This window comes from Streptomyces sp. NWU339, from assembly GCF_003143855.1.
Lineage (GTDB): Bacteria > Actinomycetota > Actinomycetes > Streptomycetales > Streptomycetaceae > Streptomyces.
Window position 1 is genome coordinate 1 of record NZ_QFRK01000036.1, and the last position, 16,802, is coordinate 16,802.

The following is a 16,802-nucleotide window of genomic DNA, read 5'->3' on the forward strand; positions in this document are numbered from 1 at the left end:
GCTGCTCCAGGACCCGGAGATCGACCGGATCGACACCGATGTGATGGTGCTCGGCGAGGTCCGCGCCGACGTGGAGATCGTGCAGGCGCTGGCCGGGCGCATTCCGGGCATGCGGGGCGTCTATGCCGGGCGGCTGCGCAACGCCCACCAGGTGGAGGCGCTGGTCGCCAACCTGATCTCCGTCAACCGCCGCTACAAGGCACACGCCGGGCTCCGCGTCACGGACGTATGAGGCGATGGGGGACACTGGTCGACGAAGCAGTGTCCCCCGACAGGAGCCCAGCCGCCATGCCCCGCCTCGCTCTCTACGCCCTCACCGTTTGCCTCCTCGCCGTCGCCGCGGCCGCCGTGTCCTTCGCCCGGGGCAGCTGGTTTCTGGGCGTCGTCTGGATCCTGCTCGTGGGCCTGTCGTCCAACATGACCTGGTACTACGTGCGGCGCGCCCGGGCGCAGAAGGAACTGCGGGCGGCACAGGCCGCCCAGGCGGACCACTCCGCCACGTGCTGACGGCCGGCTCCGGCATCAGTTGCTGACGGCCGGTTCCGTCACGCGACGACCGAGCAGCGCCCGTTCGTGTCCTGCCAGAAGCGGAACAGCTCCAGGCCGCAGTACGTCTCGAACTCGTGGATGCCCAGGGCCGACAGGATCGAGTGGACCACGTCGAAGAACACACCGTTCACCGCGGGCAGCCACAGCAGCGCGAACACGATCAGCAGGCCGAACGGCGCGAGCGGCTCCACCTGCCGCCGGAACCCGTGCGACAGCCAGGGCTCGAGCACGCCGTAGCCGTCCAGTCCCGGCACCGGCAGGAAGTTCAGGATCGCGGCCGTCACCTGGAGCAGCGCGAGGAACGCCAGCGCGTACCGGAAGTGGACCGGTACGCCGTCCAGCGCGTCCAGCCAGAACGGTGCCGTGCACACCGCCGCGAACAGGACGTTCGTCAGGGGACCCGCCGCCGAGATCAGACTGTGCCGCCAGCGCCCCCGGATCCGGCCCCGCTCGATGAACACCGCCCCGCCCGGCAGACCGATGCCACCCATGATCACGAACACCACGGGGAGCACGATGCTCAGCAGGGCATGGGTGTACTTCAGCGGGTTCAGCGTGAGGTAGCCCTTCGCGCCGATCGAGATGTCGCCGCTGTGCAGCGCGGTGCGCGCGTGCGCGTACTCGTGCAGGCACAGCGAGACGATCCAGGCGGCGGTCACGAACAGGAACACGGCGAAGCCGGGCTGGTCCGCGAACCCGGTCCAGGTGGCCCATCCCGTGACCGCCGTGACGGCCAGGATCCCCAGGAACACGGGGCTGACCCTCCGGTCGCTGCGGCGGGTGGCGGCGGTGGTCATGGGGCTCCCTGGACTGCTCGGCGGGCGCACGGCGGCACGCGGGGCGGACTGCCCGACCGTACCGGGCGCACCCGGAAAACGTCTCGCGCCGACCACCGGTTCCGGAGAGGGTGGGACGAGGGCGCCCGGACCCCACCGGCCCCGACCCGCCACCGCCCCGGCTCCGATCGGGCCGCCGCCCCCGACCTGTGATCGCCCCCGCACCACCGGAGACAATGGGCCTCGTGCGTTATCGCGTTCTCGGCACCACACAGGCACTCCGCCCCGACGGCACCGCCGTCCCGGTCGGCGGGGCGCGGCTGCGTGCGCTGCTGACCGTGCTCGCGCTGCGGGCGGGCCGTACGGTGCCGGTGCGGCTGCTCGTCGACGAGGTGTGGGACGGAGACCCGCCGGCCGACGCGACGGGGGCGCTGCAAGCACTGGTGGGGCGGCTGCGGCGGGCGCTCGGCGCGGACGCGGTGGCCTCCGACGACGGCGGCTACCGGCTCACGGCCGCGCCCGACGACATCGACCTGCACCGTTTCGAGCGGCTGGCCACAGAGGGCCTGCGCGCGCTGTCCGACGGGGACCCGGCCAAGGCGGGCGCCGTGCTCGACGACGCCCTCGCCCTGTGGCACGGTCCCGCCCTCGCCGACCTGCCCGACCGCACCGCCGAGGCGGCCCGGCTCGACACCCGGCGCCTGGACGCCCTGCGCGCCCGGCACGGCGCGGCCCTCGCCCTCGGCCGGGCCGAGCAGGCGCTGCCCGAGCTGACCGCCCTGTGCGACAGCCATCCGCTCGACGAGCCCTTTCAGGCGCTGCGGCTGCGGGCCCTGCGCGACGCGGGCCGCAGCGCCGAGGCGCTGGCCGCGTACGAGGACGTGCGGCGGCTGCTCGCGGACCGCCTCGGCTCCGATCCCGGCGGCGAACTGCGCGCCCTGCACGCCGAGTTGCTGAGCCCGGACACGCTTGCACCGGAGCCGCCGTCCGGGTCCCCCCGGCCGCCCGGCAACCTGCGGGCCCGGTTGACCTCCTTCGTCGGCCGGGAGGCCGACATCGAGGCGATCCGCCGCGATCTCGCCGCCGCCCGGCTGGTCACCCTGCTCGGGCCGGGCGGGGCCGGCAAGACCAGGCTGTCGCAGGAGGCCGCCGAGGCCGTCCGGCAGCACAGTCCGGACGGAGTGTGGCTGGCCGAACTCGCCCCGGTCGACGACCCCGCCGACGTCCCCGAGGCGGTGGTCACCGCCGTCGGTGCCCGCGAGACCGTGCTGTACGGCGCCGGCGTCGAGAGCATGCGGGCGGCAGGAGCCGACCGCGGTGACGACCCCCTGGACCGGCTCGCCGAACACTGCGGCAGGCGCCGCATGCTGCTCGTCCTGGACAACTGCGAGCACGTCGTGGAGGCCGCCGCCCGGCTGGCCCAGGCACTGCTGGAACGCTGCCCCGGCCTCACCGTGCTCGCCACCAGCCGCGAACCCCTGGGCGTACCGGGGGAGTTGCTGCGTCCGGTGGAGCCGCTGCCGGAGCCGGTCGCGCTGCGACTGCTCGCCGACCGCGGGGCCGCCGCCCACCCCGGCTTCCGCGTCGACGACGATCCGGAAGCGTGCGCGGAGATCTGCCGCCGGCTCGACGGGCTGCCCCTCGCCATCGAACTCGCCGCCGCCCGGCTGCGGATGCTGACCCCGCGCCAGATCGCCGACCGCCTCGACGACCGCTTCCGACTGCTCACCTCCGGCAGCCGCACCGCGCGGCACCGTCAGCAGACCCTGCGGGCCGTCGTCGACTGGTCCTGGGACCTGCTCGACGCGGACGAACGGGACGTGCTGCGGCGGCTGTCCGTCTTCGCCGGCGGCTGTGACCTCGCCGCCGCCGAGGCCGTCTGCGGGCCGGTGGCCCTGGACGCACTCGGGTCGCTCGTGGACAAGTCCCTGGTGGTGGCGGCCCCTTCGGGTGACGCCGGGATGCGCTACCGGCTGCTGGAGACGGTCGCCGAGTACGCGGCCGAACGTCTCGACGAGGCCGGGCAGCGGGCCGGGGCCGAACGTGCGCATCTGACGTACTACCGCGAACTCGCACGCGCCACCGATCCGTTGCTGCGTGGGCCGGAGCAACTCGGAGCCATCCAGCGGCTGGAGCGTGAGTACGAGAATCTGCGCACCGCGCTGCGGCGCGCCGTCGCCGCGCGCGACGAGCACGAGGCGCTATGCTTGACGCTGTCGCTGGTCTGGTACTGGCAGATGCGCGACCAACGGATCGAGCTCCGCAACTGGTGCCGTGAGGTCATGGCGCTCGGCCCGGACCCGTTCACCGAACCGGTGCGCCCCGCAGCCGCGTTGTGGCAGCGCTGCACCGACGCCCCGCCGCCGCTGGCCGGTGAGGTGCTCGCCGAGGCCCGGCGTGGCGTTCATCTGGCCCACATGGCCTGCATGGACACGGAGTTGGACGACTGGCAGACCCCGCAGGCACAGCACAGACTGCGCCTCATCGCCGCGGCCTACGAGCCCGGCCTGCCGCAGACCTGCCGCCCGCCCGGCACGTTCTGGGCGTTCGCCCTGATACTGACCGGCGACATGAGCACGCTGCGCACCGCCGCCGACGCCGGTGTGCGCACCTGCCGGCAAACGCCCGGCTTCGAGTGGGAGCTGGCCTCCACCCTGCAGACGCGGGCCAACCTCCTCGCCAACCGCAGCGACCGGGCGGGTGACGCGCGGCGCGACGCCGACGAGGCCCTGGAGATCTACCGGCGTCTCGGGGACGCCTGGGGCACCGCCGAGGCGCTCTCCGCGCGCGGAGAGGCACGCGAACGCGGCGGGGAGTACCGGCTCGCCGCCGCGGACTACGAGGCGGCGATCGAGTACGCCGAACGCCTCGGGGCCCGCACCCAGGTGGCGGTGCTCACCACCCGGCTGGGCAGCGCGCTGCTGGAGGCAGGTGACGAAGAGGAAGAGGAACGCGGCGAACGGCTGTTGCGCGAGGTCATCGACCTGCCGGGCGACGGGCACAACGAGGCGATGCCCGCCGCCCGGCTCTTCTTGACCGGCTGGCTCGGCATGACCGGCCGGACCGCCGAGGCGCGGGCCCAACTGCGAGCGCTGCGCGAGGAGTTCCGTATCGCGCACTACGTCGTCTTCGACGCGCTCATCCTCGGGGCCGAGGGCTGGCTGGACATCGTCGACGGGCACGACGAACAGGCGCTGGTCACCGTCCGCGCGGCGCTCGCGCGGTCCGGCGATCCGCTGACCGTGGCCATCGCCTCTCACATGCGCGCGGCGTATCTGACCATGGGCGCCACGGTACTGGCCGTGGTGGACGGCGGGCGGCGCGCCCGGGACGCGGCCCGCTGCCTCGGTGCCGCCGACGCCCTGCTGCCCCCCGGCCATGTCGCCGCCCGCATGGAGCGCGAGGTGCGCGTCCTGGCCGAGCGGCGGACCCGGGCGGCCCTCGGCGACCCGGCCTACGAGGCCGCGTACACCGAGGGCACCGCCCTCTCCCCGGAGAAGGCCGCCGCCCTGGTCTGAGCCGGCCCACCGCCCGGCCCGGCGGGGTGCCCGCCGGGCCGGGCGGTGCCGGGTGTCAGCTCTTGGTGCGGAACTTGTGGATCGCGATGGGTGCCATCACCGCGGTGATCCCCACCGACCAGGCAAGCGTCATCCACAGGTCGTGCGCGACCGGACCGCCCACCATCAGCCCGCGCGCGGCGTCCGCCAGTGAGGACAGCGGGTTGTACTCGGTGAAGCTCTGCAGCCAGCCCGGCATCGACCCGGTCGGCGCGAAGATCGACGAACCGAACTGCAGCGGCATCAGCACCAGGAAGCCCATCGCCTGCACCGACTGCGCGTTCTTCATCGTCACGCCCAGCGTGATGAAGATCCACATGAGGGCGGAACCGAACACCACGGACAGCCCCACGGCGGCGAACAGTCCGGGCCAGCGGGTGATGTCGAAGCCGACCAGGACACCGACGACCAGGAGGATCGTGGTGGCGATCAGCATCCGCAGTATCTCGACCGCGATCTTGGCGAAGAGTACCGAGCCGCGGCCGATGGGCAGCGACCGGAAACGGTCCATGACACCCGTGTTGAAGTCCTGGTTGAAGCCGGTACCCACCCCCATGGCCATGTTCATGCCCATCATGGCCATCAGGCCGGGCACGATGTACTGGACGTACGCCTCCTGCCCGCCGCCCAGCGCCTGCCCGATCGAGCCGCCGAAGACGTACACGAACAGCAGCGTGAAGACGATCGGGAACAGCACGGCGTCGAACATGGACTCCGGGTCCTGCCGGATCCACAGCAGGTTGCGGCGGACCAGCGCGCCGGTGTGGCGCAGATGGGAACGGAGCGGGATACGGCCGTCCGCGCTGATCACGGGAGCCGCTTCGGATCCGTCGGTCGATCCGGACCCGCTGGTCGATCCGGGCGCGTCGCCGGAAGTGGTCACGGTCGTCGCGGAGCTCATGCGGCGGCCTCCTCGTGGGTATCGGCGGTCTCGGCGGACACAGTGTCCTGCGGGGCACTGGCGCGGTGGCCGGTGAGGGACAGGAACACCTCGTCCAGGCTGGGCAGTTCGGTGGTGATGGAGGCGAGGGTGAGGCCGCGCGCGGTGACGGCGCCGACCACCGCGGTCAGCTGCTCGTCGCTGAGGACCGGGACCAGTACGGCACCCCGCTCGGTGTCCACGGCCGCGCTCGCGAGCCCGGTGATGCCCAGGCCGTCGAGAGCGTCGGCGAGCGGGCGCAACTGGAGCGGATCGGCCGGACGGATGCGCAGGGTACGGCCGCCGACCCTGGCCTTCAGCTCCTCGATGCCGCCGCTCGCGATGACCTTGCCGCGGTCCACGACGGTCAGTCCGGAGGCGAGCTGCTCGGCCTCCTCCATGTACTGGGTGGTCAGCAGCACCGTCACCCCGTCCCCGACCAGCCGCTTGACCTCGACCCACACCTCGTTGCGGGTGCGCGGGTCCAGTCCGGTGGTCGGCTCGTCCAGGAACAGCACGGTCGGCCGGCCGATCATCGAGGCGGCCAGGTCCAGCCGGCGCCGCATGCCGCCGGAGTAGGTGGCCGCCGGGCGCCGGGCCGCCTCGGCGAGCGAGAACCGCTCCAGCATCCCGTCGGCGCGGGCGCGGGCCTCCTTGCGGGGCAGGTCGAGCAGCCGGCCGATCATGTAGAGGTTCTCCCAGCCGGAGAGCTTCTCGTCCACGGAGGCGTACTGCCCGGTCAGCCCGATCACCCGGCGCAGCTGCCGGGGCTGGCGGACCACGTCGTAACCGGCGACGGTGGCCCGGCCGGCGGTCGGGGCGAGCAGGGTGGACAGGATCCGTACGAGGGTCGTCTTGCCGGCCCCGTTCGGTCCGAGCACCCCCATCACGGTGCCCTCGCGGACATCCAGGTCGACACCGTCCAGCGCCTTGGTCTCGCCGTAGTGCTTGACCAGCCCCCGCACGGTGACGGCACTGCCCGCGCCCCCGGAGTCGTTGTCGTTTCGCGTCATGCCCCCGAGACTGTCACCCCCCACTGACAAACCCCCGACAGACTTCCGACAGGGACGGGAACTTTGTCGGCGAGGCCGGGTCATCAGCCCGTCCGGCGCTTGAGGACGAGGCCGTCCAGGCCGAAGGGGGGTCTGGGGGCGCACCCCCCAGAAGGACATCAGCTCCCTACGGGGCGACGGCCCGCCGACGGGGGAAGATCGGCGGGCCGTCGTGGTGCGGCGTTGGCTCAGCGGCAGCGCCCAGCGCTCAGTGGACGGAGTGCTCCTCCTGCGGGAACGTTCCGCCGACGACGTCCTCGGCGAAGGCCTTCGCCGCGCCGCCCATGACCTCCCGCAGGTTCACGTACTGCTTGACGAACTTCGGCACCCGGCCGCCGGTCAGCCCGAGCATGTCGGTCCACACCAGCACCTGCGCGTCGGTCCCGGCTCCCGCGCCGATCCCGACGGTGGGGATGTGCAGGGTCCGGGTCACCTCGGCGGCCAGCTCCGCAGGCACCAGTTCCAGTACGACGGCGAAGGCGCCCGCGTCCTGCACGGACTTGGCGTCCCGCAGCAGCTGCTGCGCGGCCTCCTCGCCGCGCCCCTGGACGCGGTAGCCCATGGCGTTCACGGACTGCGGGGTCAGGCCGATGTGCGCCATCACCGGGATGCCGGACTCGACCAGCAGCTCGATCTGCCGGTGCGAGCGCTCACCGCCCTCCAGCTTGACGGCGCCGACACCGGCCTCCTTCACCAGCCGGGTCGCCGAGCGCAGCGCCTGCACCGGCCCCTCCTGGTACGAGCCGAAGGGCAGGTCGGCGACGATCAGGGCGCGCTGGGTGCCGCGGACCACGGCGGCGGACAGCATGGTCATCTCGTCGAGGGTGACGGGCACGGTGGTCTCGTACCCGAGGTGGCAGTTGCCCGCCGAGTCGCCGACGAGCATGACCGGGATGCCGGCCTCGTCGAAGACGGAAGCGGTCGTCGCGTCGTAGGCGGTGAGCATGGGCCACTTCTCGCCGCGTTCCTTGGCGAGGGCGATGTCGCGGACGGTGATACGGCGGGTGCCCTTGCCTCCGTACAGCGTCTTGCTGCCGTCGGAGGGGACTGCCTTGCCAGTCTGGGCAGCCGAAAGCTGCGTCATTGCAACGGCTCCTAACAGGTCATCTCGAGGCGCCCTGACGGCGTCCCCGGATCCCCTCCATGGTGGCATTCCGAGCGGGCCGGTGCCTAGGGGAGGTCCGAGGGTTCCGCCCGGCCGCCGTCCCGGCCTCCCGGTCGAACGCGCAAAGCCCCGCGAAAGGCGGCGCAATGCCCCGGCAAGGTCTCGGCAAAAGGGTTTCGATACGAGACGGTCTCGTATCGAAATGGTCCTACGGTGGCCGCATGACTTCTCCCACCGCCCCGGCCCGCCGGATACCGGAACACGTGCACCGGCGCCGCTGGGTGATCCTCGGCGTGCTCATCCTGAGCCTGCTGATCGTCGTCCTGGACAACTCGATCCTGAACGTCGCCATCAAGACGATCTCCACGCCCGCTCCCACCGGCCTGGGCGCCACGCAGAGCGAGCTGGAGTGGGCGATCAACGCCTACACGCTCGTCTTCGCGGGCCTGCTGTTCACGGCGGGCCTGCTCGGCGACCGGATCGGCCGCAAGAAAGTGCTGCTCGGGGGCCTCGCGGTGTTCGGCCTCGGCTCGGCACTCGCCGCGTTCTCCGGCACCCCGGCGGAGCTGATCGGCTTCCGCGCGGTGATGGGACTGGGCGCCGCGTTCGTGATGCCGGCGACGCTGGCCGTGCTGATGAACGTCTTCGAACGCGAGGAGCAGCCGAAGGCCATCGGCATCTGGGCGGGCGGGGTGGGTCTCGCCATCGCGATCGGCCCGGTCACCGGCGGACTGCTCCTGGAGCACTTCTGGTGGGGCTCGGTCTTCCTGGTCAACGTGCCGATCGTGCTGACCGCCCTCGTCCTGATGCTGTGGCTGGTGCCGGACTCCCGCGACCCGGACCCCGGCCGGATCGATCCCGTCGGCGTCTCCCTGTCCGTGGTCGGTCTGGTCCTGCTGGTCTACGGCATCATCAAGGGCGGTCAGCTCGCCGACTTCACCGATGCCACCGTGCTGGCGACCATCGGCGCCGGCCTCGCCGTGCTCGCCGCGTTCGTGGTGTTCGAGAAGCGCAGCACGCACCCGTCCATCGACATGGCGTACTTCAGGAACAAGGTCTTCTCGGCCGCGATCGTCGCGATCGCGCTGGTCTTCTTCGCGCTGTTGGGCGTGATGTTCTTCGCGGTGTTCTACACGCAGAGCGTGCGCGGGTACACGCCACTGGAGACCGGTCTGCTGATGCTGCCGCTGGCCGCCGCGCAGATGATCTTCGCGCCGCGGGCCCGGCTGCTGGTGAACCGCTTCGGCAACAGGGCGACCACCACCGGCGGCATGCTGCTCCTCGCGGCGATGCTGGCCGGGTTCTGCCTGCTGGACGGGGACACGCCGATCTGGGTCCTCGAGGTGATCTTCTTCCTGATGGGTGCCGCCATGGCGAACATCATGACGCCGGTCAGCGTCGTGATCATGCAGACGCTGCCGCGGGAGAAGGCGGGTTCGGCCTCCGCGCTCAGCAACACCTTCCGCCAGCTCGGCGGCGCCCTGGGCATCGCCGTCCTCGGTTCGGTGCTGTCCACCGCGTACCGCTCGCACATCGAGGACAAGCTGGTCCTGCTGCCGCCGGGTCTGCGGGAGTCCGCCGGCGAGTCCATCGAGGCCACCCTGGGCGTCGCGGCCAGGCTCGGCCCGCGCGGTGACGCCCTGATCGGACCGGCGAACGACGCGTTCCTGCACGCCATGCACGTCACGGCGCTGGGGGGAGCGGGTGTCGCGGTGATCGGCGCGATCGTCGTCGGGCTGTTCCTGCCGGGCCGGACGCCGGTGCCCGAAGGGGACGAGAAGGAAGAGGAGTTGGTGTCGACGAGGGACTGACGGCCGAAGGGGTGGTGGGCCGACCCGCCGGACACCGGGGAGAATCGTCCCGGCCGATCGCCCCCGGCCCCACGGAAAGGACGCAGCGACGTGAGCCTCGCCGACACCGACACCGGTGCAGACGCCGATCCCCGGCCGGACGGGCCCGCACGGGGCCGCCCCCGCAGCGAGGCGGTGGAACGCGCCATCATCGAGGGCGCGATGAAGCTCCTGGAGGACGGGGTGCCCCTCGCGGAGCTGTCCATCGAGCGGATCGCCCGCACCGCCGGCGTCGGCAAGGCCACCATCTACCGCCGCTGGAGCGGCAAGGAGGAACTCTTCGTCGACGTCCTGCGGGCAGCCGAACCGGTCGACCCCGAACTTCCCGGCACCTCCATGCGCGACGACCTCGTCGTCCTGCTGGAGTCCCTGCGCCGGCGCGGCCTCGCCAGCAGGGCCTCGGTGATCCTGCACAACGTGCACACCCAGATGAAGAGCAGCCCGAAGATCTGGGCCGCCTACCACAACACCGTCATCCTGCCGCGCCGCCGGCTCGGCCTGGAGGTGCTGCGCCGCGGCCGGGAGAACGGTGAACTCCGCGCCGACGTCGACCTCGAACTGCTGAACGACATCGTCATCGGCCCCCTGCTCGTCCGCACCCTCCTGCGCCCCGACGCCGGACTGCCGGACGGCCTCGCCGAACAGGTCGTCGACACGCTGCTCCAGGGCCTGCGCCCCGTCAACAAGGCTTGACCGCCACCCCGGCCCGCCGCTCCGAGCCGCCCCGGCCCGTCACCACGGCTGTCACGACCGGCACACCCCGCGCGGCCGTCCCGATGTGCGCCTTCCGTCACAGAGGGCGCTTTCCATGATCCCGCCCGGAACTCCCGGAGCGGTCCCGCTCGTCCTCGCCTCCGTACGGCCGTCGACGGGCGGCGGGAAAGGCGCCAATCATCCCCTAGGGTCTTGCACGCGGGGGGCGACGGTGTGCACGGCAAGGTGTGAGGCGACGGTATGGCGCAGCAGGCGTACGTGACGGAGAGGGACAACGGCGGCTCGGGGCCCGAGCGTCGGACCTCCGGGCTTCGGCGCCTGTGGGACCGCATGACCCGGGGCTGGCGCGGGGACCGCCGCATCTGGCGCCGGGGCGTGGTGCTGGCCGTGTTCGCGGTCCTGCTCGCGCTGGTCATGCTGGCCCGCGCCCACATCCCCAACGTGGTCGGCAACCTGGGCAGTCTGATCGAGACGTTCCTGCCCTGGCTGGGGCTGGCCGTCCCGGTCATCCTCCTGCTGGCCCTGGTCCGCAGGTCCGCCACCGCCCTGGTCGCGGTACTGCTGCCCGCGGTCGTCTGGCTGAACCTCTTCGGCGGTCTGCTCATCGACCGGACCGGCCCCGGCGGCGACCTCACGGTGGCCACGCACAACGTCAACGCCGAGAACCCGGACCCGTTCGGCACCGCCCGCGACGTCGCCGCCTCGGGGGCGGACGTCCTGGCCCTCGAGGAGCTGAAGGCGTCCGCGGTTCCGGCGTACGAGAGGGCGCTGGCGCCGACGTACAAGTACCACGCGGTGGTCGGCACGGTCGGGCTGTGGAGCAAGTACCCGCTGAGCGACGTGGCGGCCGTCGACATCCGTCTGGGCTGGGAGCGCGCGATGCGGGCCACGGTGACGGCGCCCGAGGCACAGGTCGCGGTGTACGTCGCCCATCTCCCCTCGGTGCGCGTGAAGTTGGAGGCCGGCTTCACCGCACGCCAGCGTGACAAGAGCGCCGACGCCCTGGGCTCCGCGATCGCCCGGGAACCGTTGGAGAACGTCGTCCTGCTCGGCGACCTGAACGGCACGATGAACGACCGCGCCCTGAACGCCGTCACCTCCCAGATGCGTTCCACCCAGGGGGCGGCGGGCAGCGGGTTCGGCTTCAGCTGGCCGGCGGCGTTCCCGATGGCGCGGATCGACCAGATCATGGTCAAGGGCGCGGAGCCGGAGAGCTCGTGGTCGCTCCCGAGGACGGCGAGCGACCACCTGCCGATCGCGGCCCGCGTGAAGCTCGCCACACCGGACGACTGAAACCCCAGGTCAACCCCGTCCGTACGGCTGTCGGCAACCTGCGCGTCGATCACCGGAACACCGAACCTGAGAGGCTTTGTTCCGCACATGAACATATGAGCGTGCGGAACAGCGCGGAACCCAGCCTCGAAAGGCCCCCTCATGCCCCTGGCCCTGCTCGCCCTCGCCGTGGGCGCCTTCGGCATCGGTACCACCGAGTTCGTGATCATGGGGTTGCTTCCGGACGTCGCGGACGACCTGAACATCTCCATCCCGAGCGCCGGCCACCTGGTCTCCGCCTACGCCCTCGGTGTGGTCGTCGGCGCCCCGCTGCTCGCCGCCGCGACGGCGAGGATCTCCCGGCGCACGGTGCTGATCGCCCTGATGGTCCTCTTCGTCGCGGGCAACGCGCTCTCGGCGTTCGCCCCCGACCACAACTGGCTGCTGGCCGCGCGCTTCCTCAGCGGTCTCCCGCACGGTGCCTTCTTCGGCGTGGGAGCGGTGGTCGCCGCCGACATGGTGACCCCCGACCGCAAGGCCCGCTCGGTCTCCCTGATGTTCCTGGGCCTGACGACGGCCAACGTGGTGGGTGTCCCCGCGGCCACCTTCATGGGACAGCACCTCGGCTGGCGGGTGACCTTCCTCGGCGTCAGCGCGATCGGCCTGGCCGCCATAGCCGCCCTGGCCCTGCTGATCCCGGCGGACCACACCCCGGCCGCCCCCACGGCCGGTCTGCGCGGCGAACTGGCCACCCTGCGCTCCCTGCCCGTCTGGCTGGCGCTCGGCACCACGGTGGCGGGCTTCGGCGGGCTCTTCGCGGCGTACAGCTACATCACGCCGATGCTGACGGACTCCGCCGGTTACGCCGAAGCGAGCGTGACGCTGCTGCTCGCCCTGTTCGGCGTCGGAGCGACGGCCGGCAACCTGCTGGGCGGCCGGCTGGCCGACCACTCCCTGCGCGCCACCCTCTTCGGCGGCCTGGCCGCGCTGACGGCGGTCCTGGTGCTCTTCCCCCTCCTGATGCGCACCGAGGCGGGCGCGGCCGTGGCCGTGACCCTCCTGGGCACGGCCGCCTTCGCCACCGGCTCCCCGCTCCAGCTGATGGTCATGGAGAAGGCGGCGGCGGCTCCCTCCCTGGCCTCGTCCGCCAACCAGGCGGCCTTCAACCTGGGCAACGCCGGAGGCGCCTGGGTCGGCGGCCTGACCCTCGCAGCAGGCTTCGGGACGACGTCCCCGGCCCTCGCGGGCGCCCTGCTGGCCGCCCTCGGCATCGGCGTGGCCGCGGTGGCCCACACGGTGGACCGCAGGACGTCGCCCACCGCGGCCCCGTCCCCGAACCGGGACCGCGTCGTCACCGGCCACGTACCCCAGCAGGCGCAGTCCCCGGTTCCCCAGCAGGCGCAGGCCCCGGCCGCTACTCCCGCCAGCCGCTCGTGATCGGCAGCCGGCGGTCCTTGCCGAACCCCTTCGGGGAGATCTTCGTCCCCGGCGGGTACTGCCGCCGCTTGTACTCGGCCCGGTCGACCATCCGCAGCGTCTTCTTCACCAGCTCAGCGTCGAACCCGCCCGCGACGATCTCGTCCGCCCCGCGGTCCCGGTCGACGTACAGCTCGAGGATCGCGTCGAGCACCGGGTAGTCCGGCAGCGAGTCCGTGTCGACCTGTCCCGGCCGCAGCTCGGCGCTCGGGGGCTTCGTGATCGAGTTGTCCGGGATCGGCGGCGTCTGCCCCCGCTCCCGCGCCGAGCGGTTCCGCCACTCGGCGAGCCGGAACACCGACGTCTTGTACACGTCCTTGATGGGCCCGTACGCCCCCACCGAGTCCCCGTACAGCGTCGAGTAACCGACGGCCAGCTCCGACTTGTTGCCCGGCGCCAGCACGATGTGGCCCTCCTGGTTGGAGATCGCCATGAGCGTCGTCCCGCGCAACCTGGACTGGAGGTTCTCCTCCGCCAGCCCGGACAGCCCCAGCGCCCCCATGTACGCGTCGAACATCGGCCCGATGGGGACCGTCCGGTAGTTCAGCCCGGTCCGCCGCGCCAGCTCCGCCGCGTCGTCCCTGGAGTGGTCGGAGGAGTACTTGGACGGCATCGAGACGCCGTACACGTGCTCCGCGCCCACCGCGTCGCAGGCGATCGCGGCGACGAGCGCCGAGTCGATGCCTCCGGACAGCCCGATCAGCACGGACTCGAACCCGTTCTTCCCGACGTACGCGCGAAGCCCCGTGACCAGCGCGGAGTACACCTCTTCGTCGTCGTCGAGCGGCTTCGCGCGCGTCCCCCTCCGCTCCGCCGGGTAGGCGGGCAGCGGTGCCTCGGACAGGACGACGCGGTCGATCCGCAGTCCGTCGTCGACGACCTCGCCGGCGGCGGGCGCGTCGGCGGCGGCCGCCGGTAGCTCGAGGTCCAGCACCACGCACTCCTCGGTGAACTGCGGTGCGCGCGCCACGACCTCGCCGTCCCGGTCGACGACGATCGAGTCCCCGTCGAAGACGAGGTCGTCCTGCCCGCCCGTCATCGCGAGGTAGGCCGTCGTGCACCCCGCCTCCTGGGCCCGCTTGCGCACGAGCTCGAGCCGGGTGTCGTCCTTGTTCCGCTCATAGGGCGAGGCGTTGACCGACAGGAGCAGCCCGGCCCGCGCCGACCGGGCGGCCGGCACCCGCCCGCCGTCCTGCCACAGGTCCTCACAGATGGCGAAGGCGATGTCCACGCCGTGCAGCCGCAGCACGGGCAGGGTCTCGCCGGGCACGAAGTACCGGAACTCGTCGAAGACGCCGTAGTTGGGCAGGTGGTGCTTGGCGAAGCCCAGCACGACGTCACCGCCGTACAGCACGGCCGCCGCGTTGCGCGGCGCACCGGCGGGCTGGCCGTACTTCGGCTGGGCGGTGGCGCTGCGGTCGAGGTAGCCGACGAGGACGGGCAGTTCCCCGAACCCCTCGTCGGCGAGCCGCGCGGCGAGGGAGCGCAGGGCCGCGCGGGAGGCCGCCACGAAGGACGACCTCAGGGCGAGGTCCTCGACGGGGTACCCGGTCAGCGCCATCTCCGGGAACGCCACGAGGTGGGCTCCCTGTTCGGCGGAGTGCCGGGTCCAGCGGACGATCGCTTCGGCGTTGCCGGCGAGGTCGCCGACGCGCGAGTCGATCTGGTTCAGGGCGAGACGTAGTTGAGGCACGCGGGCCAGTGTAATCGTCAAACCGACGCGATGGGGTGGGAGGCCGTGCGGGGGTGGCTGGTGGACCCTGCCCGAAAACTCCACAAGAGCTTCCGACGGATAATTTGAACGCCGGATGCGCATTGCCTACCCTGCCCGGCATGAGGCTGCTGCGCTCCACCGACCTCGCCCTGCGGGTCCTGATGCGCCTCGTCGTGGCAGGCGACTCCAACCCGACGACGCGTGACGTCGCGGCGGCCGTCGACGTGCCGTACACCCACGCCGCCAAGGTCGTCGCCGAACTCCAGCACATGGAACTGCTCACGGCCCGCCGCGGCCGGGGCGGCGGCCTCGCCCTCACGGAGCGGGGCCGCACCGCCTCGGTGGGCGCCGTGGTCCGTGCCTTCGAGGGGGAGGACGACGTCGTCGACTGCGAGGGCACCTCGGCCCTCGCGCCGTGCCCGCTCCGTTCCGCCTGCCGCCTGCGGGGCGCGCTGCGGCGGGCCCAGGAGGCGTTCTTCGCCTCGCTGGACCCGCTCACGGTGGCGGACCTCGCCACGGATCCCACGGGCCCGCTCCTGCTGGAGATCTCCCGGGCGCCTTAGCCCTGCTTGGCCAGCCACAGGTCCGGGCCGAACACCTCGTAGTGGATGTCGGCCGGGGCGACGCCCTTGCCGATCAGCTGCTCCCGCACCGTCCGCATGAACGGCAGCGGACCGCACAGGTACGCGCGCGTGCCCGGCGCCACCGGCACGTCCGTGAGGTCGACGTAGCCGGTGGAGGTGCCGGCCGGGGCGTCCCGCTCGTACCAGAAGCGCACGGTGGAGTCCGCCAGCTTGGCCGCGTACCCCTCGTGGTCGGCGCGCAGGGCGTGGTCGGCGGGGGAGCGGTCGCCGTGCACGACGGTGACCGGGGCCTGGTGCCCGCCGCCGGCGAGGTGCGCCAGCATCGCGGTCATCGGGGTGACCCCGATCCCGGCCGAGGCCAGCAGGAGGGGGGTGCCGGGCTCGGCGTCGAGGACGAGATCGCCGTACGCCTCGGACAGCTCCAGGACGTCACCGACCCGCACGCGCGCGTGGAGGTGAGCGGAGACCTCGCCCTCGGGCGTCCCGCCCTCCTCGCGCACGCGCTTGACGCTGAACTGCCGCTCGTCCGGGCCGGGCGCCCCCGAGAGGCTGTACTGGCGGATCTGCCGGGCGCCGTCGTCGAGGGCGACGCGGACGGAGACGTACTGGCCCGGACGGAAGTCCCGCACCGGGCCCCCGTCGACCAGGCGCAGCCGGAAGGAGACGACGTCGGCGGTCTCGGTGACCCGCTCGACGACCTCCCACTCCCGCCAGCTCGGTCCGCCCTGCTCCTCGTAGAGCCGCTTCTCGACGGCGACGAGGGCGTTCGCCATCAGCCAGTAGACCTCCTCCCAGGCGGCCGCGACCTCGGGGGTGACGGCCTCGCCCAGGACCTCCACGATGGCGGCGAACAGGTGCTCGTGGACGATGGCGTACTGGTCCGGGGTGATGCCGAGCGAGGCGTGCTTGTGCGCGATGCGCTGGAGCATCGCGTCGGGCCGGTCGTCGGGGTGCTCCAGCAGGTGCGTGGCGAAGGCCGCGATGGAACCGGCGAGGGCTTCGCGCTGGGTGCCCGCGGCCTGGTTGCCGCGGTTGAACAGGTCGCGCAGCAGCTCGGGGCGGGCGGCGAACATCCCGGCGTAGAAGCGCTCGGTGATCTCGCCGAGGGCCGCTCCGACGGCGGGGAGCGTGGCTCGGACGGTGACGGCGGACTGCTCGGACAGCATCAGGTCTCCTCGTTCTCGACTGCCTGCATCACTCATTAAAACTTGCACCTGAAATACCAATTAAGGGG

General features: G+C 72.3%; 13 protein-coding genes and 1 pseudogene. 8 read left to right on the forward strand and 6 right to left on the reverse strand.

The genetic code is table 11. From position 1 onward, the window contains the following. Nucleotides 1–232: pseudogene (locus DIZ27_RS31310) on the forward strand (NADPH-dependent F420 reductase); the annotation flags it as partial. A 56-nt stretch (nucleotides 233–288) separates the two neighbouring features. Next, nucleotides 289–507 (forward strand): hypothetical protein, encoded by a 219-nt coding sequence (locus DIZ27_RS31315; RefSeq protein WP_109381799.1) that lies wholly within the window; start codon nucleotides 289–291, stop codon nucleotides 505–507. A 38-nt stretch (nucleotides 508–545) separates the two neighbouring features. On the opposite strand, the gene DIZ27_RS31320 is transcribed toward DIZ27_RS31315, so the two are convergent. Next, nucleotides 546–1,346 carry a site-2 protease family protein gene (locus DIZ27_RS31320; protein ID WP_109381800.1) on the reverse strand — a complete coding sequence of 267 codons (801 nt, stop codon included), beginning with the start codon at nucleotides 1,344–1,346 and terminating at the stop codon, nucleotides 546–548. A 215-nt stretch (nucleotides 1,347–1,561) separates the two neighbouring features. Between DIZ27_RS31320 and DIZ27_RS31325 the strand changes: the two genes are divergently transcribed. Then, nucleotides 1,562–4,843 carry a BTAD domain-containing putative transcriptional regulator gene (locus DIZ27_RS31325; protein ID WP_109381801.1) on the forward strand — a complete coding sequence of 1,094 codons (3,282 nt, stop codon included), beginning with the start codon at nucleotides 1,562–1,564 and terminating at the stop codon, nucleotides 4,841–4,843. A gap of 55 nt (nucleotides 4,844–4,898) precedes the next feature. Here the strand turns inward: DIZ27_RS31325 and DIZ27_RS31330 are convergent, their stop codons facing one another. From DIZ27_RS31330 to panB, 3 genes are all read right to left on the reverse strand, one after another. Continuing rightward, a complete protein-coding gene (locus tag DIZ27_RS31330; RefSeq protein WP_258308623.1) occupies nucleotides 4,899–5,783 on the reverse strand; it encodes an ABC transporter permease in 885 nt (294 codons plus the stop codon). Beyond that, nucleotides 5,780–6,814 (reverse strand): ATP-binding cassette domain-containing protein, encoded by a 1,035-nt coding sequence (locus DIZ27_RS31335; protein WP_181383769.1) that lies wholly within the window; start codon nucleotides 6,812–6,814, stop codon nucleotides 5,780–5,782. The genes DIZ27_RS31330 and DIZ27_RS31335 overlap by 4 nt, the downstream gene beginning before the upstream one ends. Before the next feature lie 247 nt (nucleotides 6,815–7,061). Beyond that, nucleotides 7,062–7,937, reverse strand: a complete 876-nt coding sequence (panB, locus tag DIZ27_RS31340) for a 3-methyl-2-oxobutanoate hydroxymethyltransferase (protein WP_109381803.1) — start codon at nucleotides 7,935–7,937, stop codon at nucleotides 7,062–7,064. A 242-nt stretch (nucleotides 7,938–8,179) separates the two neighbouring features. Between panB and DIZ27_RS31345 the strand changes: the two genes are divergently transcribed. The 4 genes from DIZ27_RS31345 (at nucleotide 8,180) to DIZ27_RS31360 (ending at nucleotide 13,231) form a co-directional block, all read left to right on the forward strand. Beyond that, entirely contained in the window at nucleotides 8,180–9,769 is a 1,590-nt protein-coding gene (locus DIZ27_RS31345; RefSeq protein WP_109381804.1) for a DHA2 family efflux MFS transporter permease subunit, read from the forward strand. Between the two features lie 90 nt (nucleotides 9,770–9,859). Continuing rightward, nucleotides 9,860–10,501, forward strand: coding sequence for a TetR/AcrR family transcriptional regulator (locus tag DIZ27_RS31350; RefSeq protein ID WP_109381805.1), 642 nt, complete (start codon nucleotides 9,860–9,862; stop codon nucleotides 10,499–10,501). Between the two features lie 351 nt (nucleotides 10,502–10,852). Then, nucleotides 10,853–11,815, forward strand: coding sequence for an endonuclease/exonuclease/phosphatase family protein (locus DIZ27_RS31355; RefSeq protein WP_375232022.1), 963 nt, complete (start codon nucleotides 10,853–10,855; stop codon nucleotides 11,813–11,815). A 141-nt stretch (nucleotides 11,816–11,956) separates the two neighbouring features. Beyond that, nucleotides 11,957–13,231: an MFS transporter gene (locus tag DIZ27_RS31360; protein WP_109381807.1), complete on the forward strand. Its 1,275-nt coding sequence runs from the start codon at nucleotides 11,957–11,959 to the stop codon at nucleotides 13,229–13,231. Here the strand turns inward: DIZ27_RS31360 and DIZ27_RS31365 are convergent. After that, nucleotides 13,209–14,963 carry an NAD+ synthase gene (locus DIZ27_RS31365; protein WP_109381808.1) on the reverse strand — a complete coding sequence of 585 codons (1,755 nt, stop codon included), beginning with the start codon at nucleotides 14,961–14,963 and terminating at the stop codon, nucleotides 13,209–13,211. The two genes, DIZ27_RS31360 and DIZ27_RS31365, sit on opposite strands and share 23 nt — an antisense overlap. A gap of 140 nt (nucleotides 14,964–15,103) precedes the next feature. Here DIZ27_RS31365 and DIZ27_RS31370 point away from each other — a divergent pair, with 140 nt between their 5' ends. Next, on the forward strand, nucleotides 15,104–15,547 hold the full coding sequence (locus DIZ27_RS31370) for an Rrf2 family transcriptional regulator (RefSeq protein ID WP_109381809.1): 444 nt from the start codon (nucleotides 15,104–15,106) through the stop codon (nucleotides 15,545–15,547). On the opposite strand, the gene DIZ27_RS31375 is transcribed toward DIZ27_RS31370, so the two are convergent. Next, complete coding sequence (locus tag DIZ27_RS31375; protein WP_109381810.1) at nucleotides 15,544–16,734, reverse strand: globin domain-containing protein; 1,191 nt, start codon at nucleotides 16,732–16,734, stop codon at nucleotides 15,544–15,546. The two genes, DIZ27_RS31370 and DIZ27_RS31375, sit on opposite strands and share 4 nt — an antisense overlap. Between the last annotated feature and the right edge of the window lie 68 nt (nucleotides 16,735–16,802).